This is a genomic window from Kitasatospora azatica KCTC 9699 (genome assembly GCF_000744785.1).
Lineage (GTDB): Bacteria > Actinomycetota > Actinomycetes > Streptomycetales > Streptomycetaceae > Kitasatospora > Kitasatospora azatica.
In genome coordinates this window covers 3,044,177-3,064,283 of sequence record NZ_JQMO01000003.1, presented here as the reverse complement: position 1 = coordinate 3,064,283, position 20,107 = coordinate 3,044,177, and the positions used below count along the sequence as shown (strand labels likewise).

General features: G+C 72.0%; 16 protein-coding genes, 1 tRNA gene and 1 other RNA gene. 7 read left to right on the top strand and 11 right to left on the bottom strand.

Annotated features, from left to right (window positions below; all coding sequences use genetic code 11):
* Positions 1-88 precede the first annotated feature (88 nt).
* From BR98_RS24305 to ffs, 5 genes are all read right to left on the bottom strand, one after another.
* A complete protein-coding gene (locus BR98_RS24305; RefSeq protein ID WP_035847507.1) occupies positions 89-736 on the bottom strand; it encodes a DUF5063 domain-containing protein in 648 nt (215 codons plus the stop codon).
* Positions 729-1,328 (bottom strand): recombination mediator RecR, encoded by a 600-nt coding sequence (gene recR / locus BR98_RS24300; RefSeq protein ID WP_035847505.1) that lies wholly within the window; start codon positions 1,326-1,328, stop codon positions 729-731. The genes BR98_RS24305 and recR overlap by 8 nt, the downstream gene beginning before the upstream one ends.
* Before the next feature lie 148 nt (positions 1,329-1,476).
* Positions 1,477-1,815 (bottom strand): YbaB/EbfC family nucleoid-associated protein, encoded by a 339-nt coding sequence (locus tag BR98_RS24295; protein ID WP_035847503.1) that lies wholly within the window; start codon positions 1,813-1,815, stop codon positions 1,477-1,479.
* Positions 1,816-2,047: 232 nt separating this feature from the next.
* On the bottom strand, positions 2,048-4,162 hold the full coding sequence (locus BR98_RS38335; protein WP_232247513.1) for a DNA polymerase III subunit gamma and tau: 2,115 nt from the start codon (positions 4,160-4,162) through the stop codon (positions 2,048-2,050).
* A 48-nt stretch (positions 4,163-4,210) separates the two neighbouring features.
* An RNA gene (gene ffs, locus BR98_RS37130) (signal recognition particle sRNA small type) lies at positions 4,211-4,307 on the bottom strand.
* Between the two features lie 130 nt (positions 4,308-4,437).
* Between ffs and BR98_RS24285 the strand changes: the two genes are divergently transcribed.
* Positions 4,438-4,522 (top strand) — tRNA-Ser (locus BR98_RS24285).
* Between the two features lie 174 nt (positions 4,523-4,696).
* Here BR98_RS24285 and BR98_RS24280 read toward each other — a convergent pair.
* Positions 4,697-5,128, bottom strand: coding sequence for a winged helix-turn-helix transcriptional regulator (locus BR98_RS24280; protein WP_083976922.1), 432 nt, complete (start codon positions 5,126-5,128; stop codon positions 4,697-4,699).
* Between the two features lie 95 nt (positions 5,129-5,223).
* Here BR98_RS24280 and BR98_RS24275 point away from each other — a divergent pair, with 95 nt between their 5' ends.
* Positions 5,224-5,574 (top strand): DoxX family protein, encoded by a 351-nt coding sequence (locus tag BR98_RS24275; protein WP_035847501.1) that lies wholly within the window; start codon positions 5,224-5,226, stop codon positions 5,572-5,574.
* 504 nt (positions 5,575-6,078) lie between these two features.
* Here BR98_RS24275 and BR98_RS24270 read toward each other — a convergent pair.
* Positions 6,079-6,963: a helix-turn-helix transcriptional regulator gene (locus BR98_RS24270; RefSeq protein ID WP_051970155.1), complete on the bottom strand. Its 885-nt coding sequence runs from the start codon at positions 6,961-6,963 to the stop codon at positions 6,079-6,081.
* A gap of 221 nt (positions 6,964-7,184) precedes the next feature.
* On the opposite strand from BR98_RS24270, the gene BR98_RS24265 reads away from it, so the two are divergent.
* Complete coding sequence (locus BR98_RS24265) at positions 7,185-7,952, top strand: SDR family NAD(P)-dependent oxidoreductase (protein WP_035847500.1); 768 nt, start codon at positions 7,185-7,187, stop codon at positions 7,950-7,952.
* Positions 7,953-8,079: 127 nt separating this feature from the next.
* Positions 8,080-8,925 carry an SDR family oxidoreductase gene (locus BR98_RS24260; RefSeq protein ID WP_035847498.1) on the top strand — a complete coding sequence of 282 codons (846 nt, stop codon included), beginning with the start codon at positions 8,080-8,082 and terminating at the stop codon, positions 8,923-8,925.
* Between the two features lie 114 nt (positions 8,926-9,039).
* Here BR98_RS24260 and BR98_RS24255 read toward each other — a convergent pair whose 3' ends face one another.
* The 3 genes from BR98_RS24255 to BR98_RS24245 form a co-directional block, all read right to left on the bottom strand.
* On the bottom strand, positions 9,040-9,957 hold the full coding sequence (locus tag BR98_RS24255; RefSeq protein ID WP_035847496.1) for a LysR family transcriptional regulator: 918 nt from the start codon (positions 9,955-9,957) through the stop codon (positions 9,040-9,042).
* Between the two features lie 67 nt (positions 9,958-10,024).
* On the bottom strand, positions 10,025-10,789 hold the full coding sequence (locus BR98_RS24250; RefSeq protein ID WP_035847493.1) for an SDR family oxidoreductase: 765 nt from the start codon (positions 10,787-10,789) through the stop codon (positions 10,025-10,027).
* A 418-nt stretch (positions 10,790-11,207) separates the two neighbouring features.
* Complete coding sequence (locus tag BR98_RS24245) at positions 11,208-12,665, bottom strand: DUF2252 domain-containing protein (protein WP_083976920.1); 1,458 nt, start codon at positions 12,663-12,665, stop codon at positions 11,208-11,210.
* Positions 12,666-13,007: 342 nt separating this feature from the next.
* On the opposite strand from BR98_RS24245, the gene BR98_RS24240 reads away from it, so the two are divergent.
* The 3 genes from BR98_RS24240 (at position 13,008) to BR98_RS24230 (ending at position 15,259) form a co-directional block, all read left to right on the top strand.
* Positions 13,008-13,625, top strand: coding sequence for a hypothetical protein (locus tag BR98_RS24240; RefSeq protein WP_051970154.1), 618 nt, complete (start codon positions 13,008-13,010; stop codon positions 13,623-13,625).
* Between the two features lie 66 nt (positions 13,626-13,691).
* On the top strand, positions 13,692-14,117 hold the full coding sequence (locus BR98_RS24235; protein ID WP_051970153.1) for a phytanoyl-CoA dioxygenase family protein: 426 nt from the start codon (positions 13,692-13,694) through the stop codon (positions 14,115-14,117).
* 59 nt (positions 14,118-14,176) lie between these two features.
* Positions 14,177-15,259 (top strand): PucR family transcriptional regulator, encoded by a 1,083-nt coding sequence (locus tag BR98_RS24230; protein WP_232247921.1) that lies wholly within the window; start codon positions 14,177-14,179, stop codon positions 15,257-15,259.
* Here BR98_RS24230 and BR98_RS42100 read toward each other — a convergent pair.
* Complete coding sequence (locus BR98_RS42100) at positions 15,175-19,974, bottom strand: DNA repair ATPase (RefSeq protein ID WP_051970152.1); 4,800 nt, start codon at positions 19,972-19,974, stop codon at positions 15,175-15,177. The genes BR98_RS24230 and BR98_RS42100 overlap by 85 nt on opposite strands.
* Positions 19,975-20,107: the final 133 nt, after the last annotated feature.

Below are 20,107 nucleotides of genomic sequence, written 5' to 3'. Positions count from 1 at the left end.
AAGAATTCGCCCGAAGGGGCGGCGAAGGCTCGGAATTTGCCGGGGAAGATTTTTTGGAAATTTCCTCCCCGGCAGGCTCCGGCAGCCCTCAGAGCCCCAGTTCCGCCGCCATCAGGTCGCCGGCCTGCTGCTCCAGCTGCTCGTCGGTCAGCCCGTCGTCGTCCGTGTCCGCCCCGTCCGGCACCGCGCCGATCGGGCTGTCCAGCCGGACGTGCGCGATCAGCGACTGCAGCGCGCGCAGCACCGCCGTGCAGCTCGAACCCCAGGTGGAGAGGTAGGAGAACTGCCACCACCAGAGCGCCTCGCTGACCCGGCCCTCGTCGTAGTGGGTCAGCCCGTGCCGCAGGTCGCTCACCACGCCCGCCAGGTCGTCCGAGATCCGGAACGCGCTCGGCTTCTCCGGCGGCCCGTACGGGTCGAAGACCTCGTGGTAGACGTCGATCGGGGCGAGCAGCTCGGCGAGCCGCTCGCGCAGCTCCACGCCGTCCGGCTCGGGCCCGGCGTCCGGCTCGAACCGGTCCTCGGGCAGCACGTCCTCGACCGCGCCGAGCCGACCGCCGGCCAGCAACAGCTGGGAGACCTCCAGCAACAGCAGCGAGATCGCGCTGCCCGGCTCGTCGCCCTTGGCGATCTCGGTCACGGCGACCACGAAGCTCTTGACCGAGTCCGCGATCTGCACCGCGAAGTCGTCCGGCTCCTGGCTGTGCACCGCCTGGTGCGCGCTCTTGTCAGACATCGAGCAGTCGTCTCCCTTCGAAGGCCCGGCCGAGGGTGACCTCGTCGGCGTACTCAAGGTCTCCGCCGACGGGCAGGCCGCTCGCCAGCCGAGTCACCTTCAGGCCCATCGGCTTGCACAGCCTGGCCAGATAGGTGGCGGTCGCCTCCCCTTCCAGGTTGGGGTCTGTGGCGAGGATCAGCTCGCCGACACTGCCGTCCGCCAGGCGGGCCAGCAGCTCGCGGATCCGCAGATCGTCCGGGCCGACGCCCTCGATCGGGCTGATCGCCCCGCCCAGCACGTGGTAGCGGCCGCGGAACTCGCGGGTCCGCTCGATCGCCACCACGTCCTTGGGCTCCTCGACCACGCAGATCACCGTGAGGTCGCGGCGCGGATCCAGGCAGACCCGGCAGCGCTCCGACTCGGCGACATTGCCGCAGACCGCGCAGAACCGGACCTTCTCCTTGACCTCCAGCAGCGCGTGCGCCAGGCGGCGCACGTCCACCGGGTCGGACTGCAGGATGTGGAAGGCGATCCGCTGCGCGCTCTTGGGCCCGACGCCGGGCAGCCTGCCCAACTCGTCGATCAGGTCCTGAACCACGCCCTCGTACACCGCTGCGCCTTCCGCTACGTCGTATGTTCGCCCTCATCATCCAACGAACAGGGCGCCGGGCACAGCGCCCGGCGCCCTCTTGTCCTTAAACGTTCAGGCTTGATCTTTTGGCGTTCAGAACAGCAGGCTGTTCAGAAGGGCCGGCCGTTCAGAAGGGCAGGCCGGGGATGCCGCCGCCGAGACCCTGGGTCAGCGGGCCCATCCGCTCGGCCTGCAACTTCTGCGCGGCGGCGGTGGCGTCGCGGACCGCCGCCAGCACCAGGTCCGCCAGGGTCTCCGTGTCGTCCGGGTCGACCGCCGCCGGGGCGATGGTCAGCGCGGTGAGCTCACCACTGCCGGTCACCGTCGCCTCGACCAGGCCACCGCCCGCCGAGCCGGTGAGCCGCGCGTCAGCGAGCTCCTGCTGAGCCTGGGCGAGGTCCTGCTGCATCTTCTGTGCCTGCTTCAGCAACTGCTGCATGTTGGGCTGGCCACCACCAGGGAACACGGCTCTCTCTCCTGCCTGAGATCTGGTCACGCTACGTCGTCGGTAGGACTACCTCGGGCTGAGCCTACGTCCTGGGTGGACGTGGACCGTACGGGCTCCGGTTGCGCACCGGCGTCCTCGGCCGGACAGCCGCTAACCGCCGTGCTGGATCTCCTCCAGCACGGTGGCGCCCAGCTCCCGCAGGATCAACTCCTCGCCGGAGGCGGTCTGGGCGGCCGGCGGGGTCGGGGCGTCAGCGGCCGAGTAGTCGTCCGCCGAGTAGTCGTCGGGCGGGTACTCGTCCTCCGGTGCCGGCGGGGGTGGCGGGGGCGCGGTGGGCGCAGCCGGGCTCGCCGGGGCGGTGGCCGTCCGCGCGGGCGCGGGCGGGCTCGGTACGGGCGATGCCGGGGAGCTCGGGGCCGCCGGGGACGCCGACGGGTAGCCGCCTGGCGCCTGGGGGTGGTGACCGCCGACGGCCGTCGCGGTCGCGGCGGGTGCCGCCGGACGCGGGGCCTGCGGCGCGCCGCCGCCTCCCCAACCACCGGCACCGCCGCCACCACCCGCCTGCGGGGGCGGCGCGGTGCCACCCGACGGGTCGACGATGCAGTCGACCCGCCAGTCCACGCCGAGCGCGTCCGCAAGGGCCTGGCGCAGCACGTCGTCGCTGTTGCTGCTGACGAAGCTGTCCCGGGCGCCGGCATTGATGAACGAGACCTGCAGCGTGCTGCCGTCGAAGCCGGCCACCTGGCCGTTCTGGCTGAGCAGGATCCAGGTGAAGCGGCGACGGTTCTTCACCGCCTCCAGCACCTGCGGCCAGAGCTGACGCACCTGGGCCGCGCCCTGCTGCTGCTGTGCGGCGGGCGCGGCAGGGGCGGGGCGGGGGCAACGGGAGCGGGGGCAGCGGCGGCGGGGGCGCTCGGCCGGGGAGCGGGTTCCGGCGCGGGCGGGGCGGGCGCAGCGGGGGTGGGCGCGGCCGCCGCGGGGGCGGGGAAGCTCCGCGGGATCGGCCAGGCCCCGGGAGCGGGGCCGGCCGGCGGGGCGGGCGCGGCCGGGGCGGGCGCGGGGGCGCCTGCTGCACGTTCTGTACCTGCTGCGGCTGCGGCACCGGCTGGCCCTGCGGCATCTGCTGGACCGGCTGCATCTGCTGGACCTGCGGCATCTGAGGTGCGGCCATCGGGACGACTGCGGCGCCCTCCTGACCCACCATCACCGCGCCGCGACGCTCCAGCTTGTCCACCCGCGCCATCAGCGACAGCTCGTCCGCGTACGCGCCCGGCAGCATCACCCGGGCGCAGATCAGCTCCAACTGCAGTCGCGGTGCCGCGTTACCCCGCATCTCCGTCAACCCGGTGTTGACGATGTCGGCGGCCCGGCTCAGCTCCGCCGCCCCGAACCGGTCGGCCTGCGCCTGCATCACCGCGACCCGGTCCGCCGGTGCGTCGATCAGCCCCTTCTCCCCCGCGTCCGGCACTGTGGCCAGGATCACCAGGTCACGCAGCCGCTCCAGCAGGTCCGTCACGAAGCGCCGCGGATCGTGCCCGCCCTCGACCACCCGGTCGATCACCTGGAACACCGTCGCCCCGTCCTGCGCGGCGAAGGCGTCCACCACCTCGTCCAGCAGCGCGGAGTCGGTGTAGCCGAGCAGCGCGGTGGCCATCTGGTACGTGACGCCGCCCTCGCCGGCGCCGGCCAGCAGCTGGTCCATCACCGACATCGAGTCACGCACCGACCCGGCGCCGGCCCGGACCACCAGCGGGAACACCGACTCCTCGACCTGGATGCCCTCGCGCCCGCACACCTCGGTCAGGTAGTCCCGCAGCGTCCCCGGCGGGACCAGCCGGAACGGGTAGTGGTGGGTCCGGGACCGGATCGTCCCGATCACCTTCTCCGGCTCGGTGGTGGCGAAGATGAACTTCAGGTGCTCCGGCGGCTCCTCCACCACCTTGAGCAGCGCGTTGAAGCCGGCCGAGGTCACCATGTGCGCCTCGTCCAGGATGAAGATCTTGTACCGGCTGTGCACCGGCGCGAAGAACGCCCGCTCGCGCAGCTCACGCGCGTCGTCCACACCACCGTGCGAAGCGGCGTCGATCTCGATCACGTCGATCGAGCCCGGGCCGCCGGTCGCCAGGTCGGTGCAGCTCTGGCACTCCCCGCAGGGAGTCGGCGTCGGACCCTGCGCACAGTTCAGACACCGCGCGAGGATCCGCGCACTGGTCGTCTTCCCGCACCCGCGCGGGCCGCTGAACAGGTAGGCGTGGTTGACCCTGTTGTTGCGCAGGGCCTGCTGGAGCGGAGCGGTCACGTGCTCCTGCCCGATGACCTCGGCGAAAGTCTCGGGGCGATAGCGGCGGTACAGGGCTAGGGACACGCCACCGACGATATCGGGACAGACCGACAAACGCGTCGGCCCCCAAAAAACAAGGACCCCTCGTGCACCCGCCAGAGCCCTCCTACCCTTGCTGCCTTCCGGCCCTGGGGGGGTTCAGAGAGATAACGCCACACGAGGGGCTGCCCCCAAGAGTAGCGGATCCCCGCCCCGCCTCCGCACACCCACCCCCTCTCCGATCCTTAGGCCACCCCCACCCCCTCACCTGCGAGATAGCGGTTCGCGAGCACCCCTCAACATGGGCTAAGCTCTCCCACGGAGGATTCGCCTAGAGGCCTAGGGCGCACGCTTGGAAAGCGTGTTGGGGGCAACCCCTCACGAGTTCGAATCTCGTATCCTCCGCCGGCAGAAGGCCCGGACCGCTCAGCGGTCCGGGCCTTCGTCGTCTGCTGGGACGGGCCGGTGGTCCCGGCCTGGAACAGGGCGAACCAGCTCTCCGTTGCGGCGCTGTCATGACGGGGACCGACCCGGCCGGACCGAACGATCCCGCCGCGAAGCCCCTTCGACACCTGTTGATCAGAAACGGTTCAAGTTCTCATCGACAGGAAGGATCTTCACCGGGGTCGCCTGGTCCGCCTCGGTGGTTGTGGCCACGTCGGCTGCTTCCCGGAAGGCGACGACCGCCTCGCCGTTCTCCCGCGCCCAGGCGGTGAGCAACCTGATGGGCTCCTCCATGGTTCGCCCTAGATCGGTCAGGCTGTATTCCACCCGCGGCGGCGCCTCGGCATACGCGTGCCGCTCGACGAGCCCGTTGGCCTGGAGCCGGCGCAGCGTCTGAGTCAGTACCTTGCGTGAGATGCCGCCGCTCAGCTCGACCAGCTCGCCGTGGCGCAACGGGCCGTCGGTCAGCGCGAAGAGCGTGACCATGGACCACTTGCTGGCGATGATCTCCATGGCCAGGAGAGCGGGGCAGTCGGCGAGGAAGGCGATTCCGGGTCGCTGGCTCATGCCCCGAAGGTTACCTGGAGGTACCTATCGGCCGCCTATCGTCGTCGAGGTGCGCACGTCCCTTGCTCGCATCTCGCACGATTGAGGTTTCAGCCGTGTTCGTCTCCCTTGCCGTCGTCACTGTGTTCATGTCGGCCGTTCTCCTGGTATCGGCCGGAGCCAAGTCCCTGCGGACGCGGCACATCACCGAGCAGATGTCCACCCTCGGAGTGCCGCAGGGCATGATGGCTTTCCTGATCGGCGCTCAGATCGCGGGCGCGGCCGGTGCGATCGCCGGACTCTGGTGGGGATCCGTCGGAATCGCCGCCGCGATCGGCCTGACGCTCTATTTCGCCGGGGCGGTCGCCTCCCACCTGCGCGTCGGCGACCGCAAGGGCGCGCCTCCGGCGGTGCTCCTCACCCTGGCCTCCATCGCCCTGATCGCACTGCGCGCCGCCACCCTCTGATCCGCCGAGAGCGCCGGGCCGGTCCGACACGGCTGTCCGGTGCTCGGCCGGGTGGTCACCGGCCGCCATCAGCTCCGGTGCGTCGTGGGCGTGACGGTAGGCCAGTGGTGACAGGCCCAGAACCGGCCGCCCGAGCGCTGGCGCCGTGGTCTCAGGTCTGGTCTCGTTCACCCCCGTCCAACCAAGTTCAGTCGCTGACGGGCCACCCGCTCCACTGCAGGTCAGAACCGGCACGGACCCCGGCGGACGGCACCGAGGAGAATTGGAAAGCGTGTTGGGGGCAACCCCTCACGAGTTCGAATCTCGTATCCTCCGCCATGGCCGACCAGCCATAACGAAGGACCCGACCCGCCGCCCGGCGGTCGGGGCCTTCGTCGTTCCGTGGTCTCAGTTTTGGTCTCAGTTGGGATTTTCGGGCCTTCCCGGCCGCTCTTCGTCGGGATCCTCGGACTCCTGGGCGGGCTGACCCCAGAGCCGGGGCGCTGCTGGGGTCCTGGACGGTTTTCAGACGACTGGGCGCGTCTCGTCGGTGGCGTGCGGCCCGGTGGGGGATGTGCTGGTCCAGCTGGCGAGGATGTCGAGGGCTTCGGCGGAGGGGGAGGCGGGTTCGGGGGTGAGGATGACGAGGCTCTGGTCGGGGTCGCCTTCGACGGCCAGGACCACGTAGTCGAGGGTCAGGTCGCCAACTAGCGGGTGGTGCAGGCGCTTGGTGCCGGTGGCGTGGGCGAGGACGTCGTGGTCGGCCCACAGGCGTCGGAAGGTGTCGCTGTGCAGGGACAGTTCACCGATCAGTTCGGTGAGCTGTGGGTCGTCGGGGTGGCGTCCGGCGTACAGGTGCAGCGTGGCCACGCAGTCGCCGGCGGCCTTCTCCCAGTCGGTGTACAGGGCGCGGGCGGCCTCGTCGAGGAAGACGAAGCGGGCGAAGTTGCGCTCGCGGTGGGGTCGGGCCTGGAAGTCGGCGAAGAGGGCGTAGCCGAGTCGGTTGGCGGCCAGCACGTCCATGCGTCGCCCCTGGATGAGCGCGGGGACGCTGAGGGAGTCCAGGGCCCGGTACATGACCGGGCGGACCCGCTGCGGGTTCGGTGGCCGCCTGGGGCGGGCCCGGGTGGCGGTGGGCTGGGCGAGATCGAAGAGGTGGGCGCGCTCGGTGTCGTCCAGCTGCAGGGCGCGGGCCACGGCCTCCAGGACGGCTTCGGAGACGCCCTGGGTGCGTCCCCGTTCCAGGCGGATGTAGTAGTCGACGCTGACTCCGGCGAGCTGGGCGACTTCCTCGCGGCGCAGACCCGGCACTCGGCGCACCCGCAGATCGGGGGCGAGGCCGGCCTGGTCGGGGGTGATCCGGGCCCGACGGGTCCGCAGGAACTCACGGATCTCGCTGCTGCGGTCCATGGATCCACCGTACGGCCGCCCCCGCGCCCCGGGCCGCCTGAGAGGGGTACTGCCAGACCCCCGGCAGAGCGGTGCCCCGTACGACCGTCCAGGCGTGGTCGGCGGGTGGTTGCCTGGATGCAGGGCCCACCGCACAGATCACGGCACTCGCAGTCGCACCCCTCCCACCTGGTCTGACACTCCGGCGCGAGCCCCCGCACGCCCAGAAAGAGGACACTCCCATGGCATCGAATCTGACCGGCACAGTCGCCCTGGTCACCGGGGCGAGCAGCGGTATCGGCGCCGCCACCGCCCGCCGGCTGGCCGAGCACGGGGCCGGCGTCTCGCTCATCGCCCGTCGCAAGGACCGCCTCACCGACCTCGCCGCCGAGATCGAGAAGGCGGGCGGGACCGCGCTGGCAGTCGAGGCGGACATCACCGACCGCACCCAGGCCGAAGCAGCCGTGCAGCAGACCGTCGAGCACTTCGGGCGGCTGGACACCCTGGTCAACAACGCGGGCCTGATGCTGCTGGGCCCGGTCGTCGGCGCGGACGCCGAGGACTGGGACCGCATGATCGCCGTCAACGTCCAGGGCCTGCTCTCCACCACCCGCGCCGCCCTGCCGCACCTGCTGCAGGCCGCCGAACAGGGTCCGCGCCGGGTCGCCGACATCGTCAACATCAGCTCCATCGCCGGACGCGTGGCGTGGAACGGCTACGGCGTCTACAACCTCACCAAGTTCGGAGTAAACGGCTTCACCGAGTCCCTGCGCCAGGAGGTGACCCGGCGTCACGTGCGCGTCGGCGTCCTGGAGCCCGGTGGCGTGGCGACCGAACTGGGCTCGCACAACGACCACAAGCCCGAGGTCCGCGCAGCGATCGACAGCTTCTACGAGCAGACCGAGGTACTCGCTCCCGAGGACATCGCCGACGGCGTCGCCTACATGGTCACCCGCCCCCGCCACGCCTCGGTCGGCGAATTGTGGATCATGCCCACCGATCAAGCCTGACCCTCAGCACGACAGCGATCGATGAACGTGCCGACAGCCAGGGAGACCTGACCGCCTTCGCGTGACCGCGCATCACCACACCACACCCGGTGCCGAGTACGGCACCGCATCTGAGAGGGAACCCACCATGAGCAAGGTCATTTTCGTCACCGGTGCCGGACGCGGCCTGGGCACCGACATCGCCCGCCAGGCCCTCAAGGCGGGCCACCGGGTCGTCGCCACCGGCCGCCGCCCCGAGGAGGTCGAGAAGACCCTCGGCGGACCGCAGGACAACCTGCTGGTCACCAAGCTTGACATCACCAGCCCGGACGACGCCCAGGCAGCCGCGCAGGCCGCGGTCGACCGCTTCGGCCGCATCGACGTCCTGGTCAACAACGCCGGGAACTTCTTCGCCGGCTACTTCGAGGAGATCACGCCCGCCCAGATGCGCCAGCAGTTCGAGACCAACCTCTTCGGCCCCATGAACGTCACCCGCGCGATCCTGCCGATCCTGCGCAAGCAGCGCAATGGCCACGTCATCACCCTCTCCTCGTCCGCCGGACTGATCGGCCAGGAGTTCTGCGTCGCTTATGCCGCCTCCAAGTTCGCCGTCGAGGGCTGGATGGAGTCCCTGCGCTACGACCTGGAGCCCTACGGGATCCGCACCACGGTCGTGGAACCCGGCTTCTTCCGCACCGAACTGCTCGTGGACGCCTCCACCACCTGGCCCGAGCCGACCATTGACGACTACGCCGAGCGCACCAGCGCAACCATCGCGGCCTGGAAGAGCATGAACGGCCAGCAACCCGGCGATCCCAGCAAGCTCGCCCAGGCCCTGCTGACCATCGCCGACCAGGCCACCCCGCCGCTGCGCTTCGTCGCCGGCGCGGACGCCATCGAGGGCGTCAGGGCCAAGGCCCAGGAGTTGCTGGCACAGGCGGAAGCCTCCCGCGAACTGGGCGGCAACCTCGCCCACGACGACAGCAACGGCTGAGCACCCGCCGCCGACCCAACCCACGCATCTAGAAACCGCACAGCCGTCCGGGCCTTCCTCGTTCACAGTCTCAGCCAGCGCTTCTCCTTCTGGACTCTCCAGCAGTACCCCGCCTCAGGCCGAGGCGGCTGCGGCCTCGACGAAGGCGACGACGGTGGGGTCCGGGTTCTCAGCGGGCCAGGCGAGCACCACGCGGCTGCGCGGGTAGTCGGTCAGCGGAACGAAGGTCACGCCTTCGGTCCGGTGGTGGCGCGTGGCACCGATCGGCAGGATGCCGACCGCGCCCTGCCAGATCACGGCGTGCAGGCATTCGGCCACCGCCCGGACCACCGGTCCCTCGCCGTTCTGCACCCGAGGCGGCCCCGCCTCGGGCTGCGCCCGGTCGAGCGGTACGGAGGCGGCGCGGCCCGCCTGGCCGAGCCAGTAGCGCCGCCAGGCCGGGTCCGCCTCCTCCGGCAGCCGCATCCACGGTCGGTCGGCGAGCTCGGCCACCGCCACCCTCTCCCGCCGCGCCAGCAGGTCACCGGACGGAACGACTGCGACCACCGGCTCGCTCGCCAGCACCCTGACGGCCAGTCCGCTGGTGTCGAACGGCAGCCGGGTCAGCGCGACATCCACCGCTCCGGCTCGCAATCCTGCGGTCGGATCGCTGATCCCGGTTTCCCGCAGCCGCACCAGCGCCTCCGGGTGGCTGCGCCGGAAAGACTCGGCGGCGCGCGGGCCGAGACCCCGACCGGCCCCGGCCACAGTGCCCACCACGATGGAGCGCCGTCCGGCGGTCTGCCGGACCCGTTCGCTCGCCCGCTCCGCCGCCTCGAGCAGTTCCCGCGCCTCGGCCAGCAGCACCCGCCCCGCCTCGGTCAACCGCACGCCCTGGGCCGAGCGGTCGAACAGCCGCGTCCCCAGCCAGTCCTCCAACTCGCGGATCCGCCGACTCAACGGCGGCTGCGACATGTGCAGCCGGGCCGCCGCTCGGCCGAAGTGCAACTCCTCGGCCACGGCCACGAAGTACCGCAAGCGGCGTAGATCCATGCCGGGCACACTAGCCTGCGGCGCTGACCGTCCATCACAGCTCAGGCCCGGCTGACATCACGGCCCTTCACCAGAGCACCGGACCGTCCTCGCCGAAGAAGCCACCGGTCGGGCCGTCCGATCCCAGAGTCGCCAGCCGCACGATGACCGCTGCGCCCTGGGCCGGCGTCCGCGTTATCAGGAAGCCCGCGTTCTGCAACTCCTTGGTCAGGTCGGTGTCGCACGGGCCGGGCGACACGGCGTTGACCAGGAAACCGTCCCGGCGCAGCTCCTTGGCGTACTGGACAGTCAGCGCGTTGAGCGCGGACTTGGAGGCCGGGTAGGCAGCGGTGGCGGGAACCTGGGCCAGGTAGCTGTCCGGGAAGCTCTGGGTGGTCACCGACCCCATGCCGCTCGACACGTTGACGATGCGTGGGGCAGCCGAGCGGCGCAGCAGCGGGAGCACCGCGTTGGTGACGGTCAACACGCCGAAGACGTTGGTCTCGAAGACCACACGGACCAGGTCGAGGTCGGCGCTGCTGGGCCGGTGTCCCGGATCCTCGGCCGCGCCGGCGTTGTTGACCAGCACGTCCAGCCGCCCGAACCGTTCATCGATCCATCCGGCCACCTGCCGCACGGTCACCGGATCGGTGACGTCCAGCGTCACTGGGTAGGCGTCGGCCCCGGCGGACCGCAAATCGGCGGCGGCGGCCCGTCCGCGCTCGGGGTCGCGCGCGCCCACCACCACGGTCAGCCCACGCTCGGCCAACTGGAGAGCGACCTGGAACCCGATGCCTTTGTTTGCCCCGGTCACCAGTGCCACCGCACTGGTCGGGGTTGAAGTCTCGATCATGCCGTCAGCCCATCACGCACCCCACGCCGCTGACCAGGACCGTGTCGGCATCGCACCGTCCGTACTGGTATCAGTGCTGCTCAGGCCTCGGGATGGCGAGCTCTCGCTCGGGTGGGCAGCCCGGCGCCACCGAGTGCCGGAGCGCACTCCAGAGCTCACCGCCCTGTGTACTCGAACAGCCGGGACTGCGCTGGTGGCAGTTTCGGTTGCGTCAATCCCCGTCCGGCGGCGTCTGAAGCCCGGCCGGGCGCCCGTTTCACCGCAGGTCAGAACGCCTGCGTCCGACTGGGCGGGCAGTTGGAAAGCGTGTTGGGGGCAACCCCTCACGAGTTCGAATCTCGTATCCTCCGCCAGCTGTACCGAAGGCTCCGACTGCGCCGCAGTCGGAGCCTTCGTCGTTCCACCGGCCGGAAACCGTTCAGATCCCGGTGGTGGCTTCGACTTTGCCCTTCTTCACGGCAGTCTGCAGGGCCGCGAAGTCGTCCTCGTTCTGGTCGGCGTAGGCGAAGGCGAAGTCCGCGATGGCCTGGTCGAAACGGTCGGAGCCGCCGAGGTAGGCGGCCAGCGCGACCCGGTCACCGGAGCGGGCGTGCGCTCGGGCGAGGGTCCAGCCGCACAGCCGGCCGTACAACGTCATGCCCGACGGGACCATCAGCTCGATCGGTGCGGACAGCTTCCAGTCCCGCAACTGGCGCACGTAGAAGTCGCGGTCCACCCCGTCCGGGCCGGTGACCCGGGTCCAACCGAGGAAGATGTCACTCTGGGCCTGCATGAGGTGCTGACCGGCGACCACGCGCTCACCCTGGTTGCTGTACTGGCTGCGCCCGGCGTACTGCATCAGGACGGACGGCTGGGCCTCCTTGGCCTGTAGGAACAGCGGTTCGACGCCGTCCCCGGAATCCATCAGCGCGACCCAGGCGCGGGTGCCGACGCTGCCGACGCCGACGACCTTGCGGGCCATCTGGACCATGGTGAACTGATCGAGCAGGTGCCGCCGGTCGGACTGCAGGGTGCGCCGGTACTTGCCCAGCACGGTGCGGATCAGTTCGTAGATCGCGTCGGCCTGCACCCCGTTGAAGACCTCTTCGACGGGGACGATCGTCGGGGGGTCGCTGACGATCCGCCGCCGCCCCTCGACCAGGGTGGTGAGCTTGCCCAGCGCCTGGGTGCTGTCGCGGGTGCGGGCCTTGGCCAGCAGCTGCTCGGCCGCCTTGAACCTCTTTCTCTTGATCTGGGACCTGAACTGCCTGATGGCCTCCTCGATGTCCAGGTGCGCGTACCAGACGTCCAGGTAGGGCTGCTTCGCGAAGCGGCGCATGGCCTGGCGATAGCCCTTGGCAGCTGCCAGGACGATCTTGCGGCAGGCCTTGTCGGAGAACTCGTTGTCACGCCCCGCCACCACCAGGCTCGCGGCCAGCCGCTTGACGTCCCACTCGAAGGGCCCCGGCAGCGTCTCGTCGAAGTCGTTGACGTCGAAGACCAGTCGCCGCTCCGGCGAGGCGAACGCGCCGAAATTGGACAGATGCGCGTCTCCGCACAGCTGGACCCGCAGACCTGAGGTGGGCGTGGCAGCCAGATCCGCCGCCATGGGCAGCGCCGCCCCGCGGTAGTACGTGAACGGCGACACGAGCATGCGCCCGTGCCGTACCGGCACCAGGTCCGGCACCCGCGACGCCGCCTGACCCAGCAGCAGCCCGACCGGATCCCGCGATCCGCCAGGCTGGAACTCCGCATGTGCCTCCAGTGGCACCGCCCTGCGGGCGTCCTTCCCCAGCGCCACCCGGTCCGCCCGGCTCAGCGGCTCCGGCACCGCGCCCCGAGTGGACGCCCCCGCATCAGGCTTTCCGCCCGGCGCGGCCTTCTTCGTTACCGCCATGGCCACTCCCGTCAGGTCGCAGCCGCCTGTGCTGCTGACACCAGATCGCTGCAGATCGCTGCAGATGGCTACAGATATACCTATTCAAGGAAACCAGTACCGTACTGGGACGAAATACCCCCGAACGAATGAGTGGTCGCCACGGTCCCGCAGCCGCTCAGCCCGTTTCGTGCGGTCCGGCGGACTCATCGGCGGTGGTCGCGGAAGCGGCGCGTCACTGCTCCGGCAGCAGAACGCGCGAGGCCACAATGGGGCATGGCATCGGCATCAGGTCCGAACCCGGTCGCTCCGCCCCCGCTGACGCCGGCTCAGGACGCTGCACGGGGTGAGCGCTGGTGGCCGGTGGCGCTGGCGATCCTGGTCGCCGCGTTCCTCCACGTGGCGCTGCCCGTGAAATACCGGGTGACCCCCTCATGGGTGATCCCGGTCGTCATGCTCGTGCTGCTGGCCGCGCTGATCATCGGGGACCCGGGCCGCATCGATCGCCAGAAGCCGTGGCTACGGATCACGACCGGCGTCGTCATCGCCTTCATCACGGTGGCGAATCTGTTCGCCGCCGCCCGCCTGGTGGCCGACATCCTGACCAACAACAAGCTGTTCGCCAACAACGCCGTCGGGCTGCTGGCCGCCGGCGGAGTGATCTGGGCGACGAACGTGATCGCCTTCGGGCTTTGGTTCTGGGATCTGGACCGCGGTGGTGCCGCCGCCCGCGCGCACCGACCGCATGCGAATCCAGCACTGGTCTTCCCCGAGATGCAGCACCCGGACTACGTGCCGACCACCTGGGTGCCGATCTTCGCCGACTATCTGGTGCTGGCCTTCTGGACCGCCACCGCGTTCAGCCCCACCGACATCTCCGCGGTCAAGCGGTGGGCCAAACTGCTGATGATGATGGAAGCGGCGGCGTCCCTTGGACTCGGCGCGCTGGTGATCGCCCGTGCGATCAACATCCTGCAGTAGCGGCACTCGCTTACGGGTCTCATTCACCCCTGTACAGCGAGGTTCCAGCAGGGAAGGGTGAGGAGGATGCTCACTCAGGCACAGGTCGACCGGTTCGTCGCCGAGGGCTTCGTGCGCCTTCGCGGGGCGTTTTCCGGCGAGCTCGCGGCCGAATGTCGGGCGCTGTTGTGGGAGTTCAGCGGGTTGGACCGGTCGGACCGGGCGACTTGGACCAGGCCGCTGGTGAGGGTCCCGACCTGCTCCGCGGAGCCGTTTCGCCGGGCTGTGACCGCGCCGCGCCTGCATGCGGCGTTCGATCAGTTGGTGGGCGTCGGGCGTTGGGCGCCGCGCGCCAGCGTGGGCACGTTCCCGATCCGCTTCCCTCACCCGGAGGATCCCGGTGACACGGGCTGGCACGTCGACCCGAGCGCGCCGCTCCAACTCGATCGCGCCGGCGAGGACTACTCCCCCGTGGAGCGGGCCATCCGACTCGATCTGCAGCAGACCGGCTGAGGGTGCGGCGGGTACGCTGGCGCGTTGCTGTCGGGTTGGGTTGGGGGAGGAAGCGGGAGTTGGCTACCGTCGGAACGGCCTTGGAGGCGTCCGCGCCGTCCGGGGACGAGGGCTGGGCGCGGTTGCTGGCCGAGGTGGCGCGCAGTGGGCGTCGGCTGCGGCGCGAGGAGCTGGAGGCGCTTCGCGAGTACGGCGACCGGGCCGCTGAGAGTGGGCGGGGGCTGGCCGAGCTGGTCGACGAGCGGCTGGCCGCGACCGGCAGGGCCTGGGCCGGACAGCAGGTGGACGCGGCCTCGATGGCGGCGCTGCGGGCGGCGGTGGCCGCGCTCGCGGCGGGGCACGGGCGGGCCTACCGGGAGCGGTTGCGGCGGGAGGAGGCCGGGCGCCGGGAGTTCGTGGCGGACCTGCTGAGCAGCCGCAGCGATCTGGGGCGGCTGGCCGAGCACGCCGAGCGCTTCGGCATCAACCTGGCCTGCGCGCATGTCGTCGCGGTGGCCGAGGGCGACGGCTACGAACTGGACGACCCGCTGGTGCGCGCGCTGGAACGGCAGTTGCTGGGCCGTTTCGGCGAGCAGGAGGTGCTGCTGGCGGTGAAGCACGGGCGGCTGGTGTGCATCGTGCCGGCCGGGCCCGGGGAGGACGCGGCGGTCACCGCCTTCGCGGAGCTGACGCAGGGGCGCCGGGTCGTGGTGGGCCGCCCGCACAGTGGTCCGGGTGGGGTGGTGCACTCCTACGAGGAGGCGCGCTCCGCCCTGGAGCAGGCCGACCAGTTGCACCTGCCCGGGCAGTTGCTGCACGCGGCCGATCTGCTGGTGCTGCCGGTGCTGTTGCGGGACCGGGTCGCCCTGGAGGAGCTGGTGCGCAGCGTGCTGGGCCCGCTGCGCACCGCCCGCGGCGGCGCCGGACCGTTGTTGGAGACGCTGACCGCCTATGCGGACTCCCGCTATGTCACGGCGGAGGCGGCGCGGCGGCTCGGGCTGAGCGTCCGGGCGCTGGCCTACCGGATCGAGCGCATCGTCCGGTTGACCGGGCTGGATCCGGACGACGCGCTGCAGCGCTACACCCTGGAGACCGCGGTGTTCGGCGCGAGGCTGCTGTGCTGGCCGGAGCACGCGGACGAGGGGTTGGCGGCGGACGGGTAGCCCGCGCACAGGGACCGCCAGCGGGCGAGCTGCTCGGGGGTGGCCCGGCCGCGGAGTTGGGCGAGTTTGAGCAGGTTGGCCTCGGCGGCGCTGCCGAGGGTGCGGGCCTCGGCGAGGTAGTGCTCGTCCAGCAGCGCCTCGACCTCGGCCTCGCTCTGGACCGGGTCGATCCGGGCGGCGAGCCGCGTCATGGTGCGGTAGGAGCCCTGGAGCAGGAACGGCGGCTCGAGGCGGTCGGTCTCCGCCTGGGCGGCGGAGGCGATGTACGCGCTGTTGACGGCCAGCACGGTGCGTTGGATCCGGCGCAGCCGCAGCAGCGTGGCCAGGGTGCGGTCCAGGTCGGGTACGGGGTGGGTGAGTTGGTCGGCCTGGGCGGCCGGGTCGCCGTCGGCGAGCGCGACGAGCAGGCGCAGGTCGGTCGGGTCGGTGCCGGTCAGTGGGGCCAGCACCGGGTTGGCGGCGAGCGCGTTCTCCAGGAAGGAGAGCGCGAAGAGGTCCTGGTGCCCGGTCAGCACCTCGCCGAGGTTCCACACGTCGGCGCGGTTGGCGAGCATGTCGGGGATCTCGAAGCGCTGCCCGTTCGCGGTGTAGGGGTTCCCGGCGAGGCAGACGGCGAAGCGGCGCCCGCGCAGGTCGAAGCTGCGCGGGGTGCGGTCGCTGACCGCCTCGATGCGGCGCTGGGTGTCGCACAACGGGATGAACTTCTGCAGCAGTTCGGCGGACACGTGCTGGATGTCGTCCACGTGCAGCAGCACGTTGCTGCCGGCCTCCAGCGCGAACACGATCTTCTCCACCTCGCGGCGGGCGGCGGCGTCGGGGGCCCGGTCGGGGTCGAGCGAGGTCGTGCGGGCGCCCAGGGCGGGCCCGTCGACCCGGACCATCAGCAAACCGAGCCGGTCGGCGACGTATTCCAGCAGCGTGGTCTTGCCGTAGCCGGGCGGGGACAGGAGCAGCAGCAGGCCGCTGCGGTCGGTGCTGGTGGTGTCGAGCGCGCCGAGCTGCTTGGCCAGGTTGTCGCCGACGAGCGGCAGGTACACCTGGTCGATGAGCTGGTTGCGGACGAATCCGGCCAGCGGGCGGGGCCGGTAGTCGCTCAGCCGCAGCCGGGTCCGCTCGGCGTCCAGGGCCTGTGCGCGCTGTCGTTGGAAGGCTCGCTGGGCCGGGGCTCGTTCTTCTCGGAACACCCGTGCCCGGTGCGGTAGTTCGTCGATACGGACGGTCAACTGCCCGTCCCGGACGCGAGGGTGGGCGCCGAGCAGGCCGCCGACGGTTTCGCTGACCGAGGCGGCGATCTCGTAGCGCGGGAGCTCGGGCGCGCACAGCTCCGCGACGGCCTCGGCCAGGCCTTCCTGGTTCGCCTCGACGGGGGTGTCCAGCTGGGCGGCGGCGTAGGAACCGAGCCAGGCGGCGGCGAGTTGGCGGCGGGCGGGCAGGTCGGCTGCGAGCGCTCGGAGGTCGGCGGAGAGGGCGGGAGCGGCGTCGGTGTGCCGGAAGGCGTCCAGCAGGGTGCGGGCGGCGATGCCGGTGGCGAAGCCCTCGCGGGGGTCCGCGAGCTCCTCGACCAGGTAGTCGCCGATTCGCGGCTGCGGCGGCAGGCCGGCGGATGCCACGAACTCGCTGGCAGACTCGGCGAGTTCGGCCGACAACTCGGCCACGGCCGCTGCCGCGGTGCCGACTCCGAACCGCGCGCGAGCCTGGGTGAGCGAGCGGGCGCGCAGCCGCCAGGCGGCCCGCTGCCCGTCGCCGGTGCCGTGCGCCCAGAACAGCTGGGCGGCGGCGCGCACCTCGGCCGGGTGCTCCAGCAGACCGGCGCCGGCGCGCAGCCGCAGCAGCGCGCCGAGGATGAGGGCGGCATCGTGGTCGTGGACACCGCGCTCGTAGCCCTCGTCGTAGGCGCGTTCGGCGGCGCGGCGGACCTGTTCGAGCAGCGGCTCGCCGGTCCCGTCGTCGGCATCGGGCAGCAGCGCGGCCGCGAGGTACTCGGCCCGGTAGAGCGCCGGCGACTCGCTCACCAGCGGCTGCGTCCAGAACTCGCGCCCGGCCAGCAGCTGCGGCAGCTCGGCGGACCGGCGGTAGCCGGTACCGGTGACGAGGAACGCGAGCCCGTCGCCCTCGGGCTGCAGGGTGAGTTCCACCGGTTCGCGGCGGACCGCGAACCGGTGCCGCCCCAGCCGGACGCTCGCCCCGCCGTCCTCGGACAGGTCGGCGCGGTCGCGCAGCTCGCGCAGCGCGGTGCGGACCGCGCCGACCAGGCCGTCCTCCAACTCCTGGGCACGCACCCGGTCGTCGAGCCCGCGCAGTTCCTCGGCCGCCGCGCGAAGCCGCACCGCCATCGGGTCGGCGGCCTGCGCGGCGTGGATGTCGGCGGCCGCGCCCAGCCCGGCGAGCCGACGGCGCAGGGCCTCCAGGGCGCGCTGTGCGGAGGCGGCCACCCGGTCGGCCCTCGCGGCGGCCTCGTCCAGCAGGGTCTGCCGGCGGGCGGCGAACGCCTGCCGGATCTCCTCGCGGCGCAGCGCCAGGTCGGCGGCCAGGTCCTCGGCCTCGGCGAACCGGGCTTCCAGCGCGTCCACCCGCAGCAGCAGCCTGGCGAGTTGGTCGTCGCAGCCGGCCGGGCTGTCGGCGGCGGCCAGGGCGGCGGCGGTCGCCTGGGCGAGCAGCGCCGACTCGGCGGCGTGGGCGGCGCGGTGCTCGGTGTCGAGCAGGGCGCGGCGGCGGTTCACCAGCACGGCGCGGGCCCGGTTGACGGCGGCCAGGACCTCACCGATGGCCAGCAGCACGGCAGTTCCAGCGGCGGGGTCGGCAGCGACCGCGCCGGTGACCAGGTCGGTGACGGTGGCCAGCGCGTCCGCCTGCTCGCCGAGGCGGTCGGCGAGCCGGGCCGCCTCGGCGGCGGTGCCGACCGACTCTGCCTCCTCGGCGGCGTGTTGGGCGGCGACGAGGGGCCCGGCGAAGGCGTCGGGACCGGCGAAGAAGGCGAAGGCGCGCTCGGTCGCCGCCGTCAACTCGGCGGCGAGGTCGGCCTCGACGTGCTCCAGGGCGGCGAGGTCGAGCTGCGGCAGCTCGCGCAGCGTCCGGGTACGGCCCTGGGCCTGGCGCAGTTCGGCGAGGAGTGCGGTCCACCCGTCGGCGTCGGTGGGCGGCTCGCCGTGCGAGCGGCGGACGAGGGCGGCGGCCCGCTCCCGCGCCTCGTCCAGCGCCTGCGCGGCGCGGGCGGCGAGCCCACGGATCCGGGCCTGCTCGCCGGCCACCTGTTCGGCGGCTTCCCGCAGTTCGTTGAGCGGTTCGAGCAGCCCGGTGTCGGCGAGCCAGTAGTGCCGGTCCGCCGCCTTGGCGCAGGCGTCCAGGAGCAGCTGCGGGGTGCCGGGCGCCTGGCCCTCCTGCGCGGCCGCGGTGGCGGTCCGCACCACATCGAGGCAGTCGGCGATGCCGCGTACCAGGTCGGCGTTGCCGATCCGTTCCAACGGACCGTCACCGACCGGCTGGGCGGCGGCGAAGTCGGCGGACTGGAACGGGGTCCGCCACAGCTGGAGCTCGTGCGTGCGGACCGGCTCGCGATCCGGCTTGACCAGCACGAGCGTGCCGTCCGGAAGCAGGGTGTGCGCCACCCCGTTCAGGGCCGCGGCGGCCTCACCGCGGACGGTGTTCCACGGCAGCAGCAGGACCTGGGCGTGGGCCGGGCGCCGCAGCACGTAGAGCAGGTCCTCGCCGTTGGGAGCGGGGAGCACGGCGTCGAAGCGCGGTTCCTCGCCCCCACCGCCGCCGTCGATCCGGAAGGCCCGATGGGTGCCGTCGGCCAACTCGTAGCCGCCCGGGAAGATCAGGCCCTGCTCGGCCGGGAGCAGCCGGGCGCCGACTCCGAGCGAGTCCTGGCGGCGCACCGACCCGGTACGGGTGTTGACGACGAGGTAGCGGTCCGCCGGTTCGTTGTAGGGGCGGATCCGCAGGAGCAGCAGCGGTCCGGTGGACGCGTAGGCGACGGTGGCGTCCGCCAGGCTCTGCAACGGTTCGTCGACCGGCTCCTCGAAGAGCAGGCGGTCGCCCGGGACCGCGCGCACGGTTAGCCCGCCGCCGGTGGTGGCGACCGACACCGCGCCCGCGCCGCCGTCGACACCGCCGTCGACACCGCCGTCGATCCGGATCCGCCCGTGCTCGTGGTGCTCGCGGCCGATCGCCGTCCACACCAACTCGTCGACGGGCGGCTGCGGGAGGTCGCGCTCGCCGTGGTTGCCCAGGTACTCCGCCCGGTCGCCGGACAACTGCCAGCTCAGGACCCGCTGGTCGCCGTCGTTCTCGCCGGTCCGGAAGACCGCCAGCAGCCGCCCGGCGACCGTGCGCAGCAGGTCGGCCAGCCGGGCGCCGCGGAAGTAGCGGAGCAGTTCGGCCAGATCGCGGCGGAAGCGCTCGTCGTCGAGCAGGCCGGGAACCGTGCCGGGGTCCAGCGCCGAGCCGTCCAGGGCGTGCAGCGAGAGCAGGCCCTCGTCGAGGTTCGGCGCCGTGGTCCCGAGCAGCAGGACGTCGGGACGGACGGCGACGATGCCGCAGGCCTCGCCCGCGCCGGCGGTGCGCGGCCGGGCCGAGCCCGCGAGCTCCAGCGCGCGGGAGCCGAACGCCTGCTGGCGCAGGGAGTTCAGTTCCGCCGCCCGCCGCCCCAGCTCCGCGGCGCGGTCGGCGAGCCGCGCCCGCAGGATCTGGTAGGTGCCGTCCTCGACGCCCATGTCTCTTCCCGTACTCCTCGCCCGATTCCGATGCCCGTTGCTTTCGACGGCCGTTGCTTTCGACGGCCGTTGCTTTCGACGGCCGTTGCTTGCCCGTGCCGCTTACTTGCCGGTGCCGCCTACTTGCCCGTTC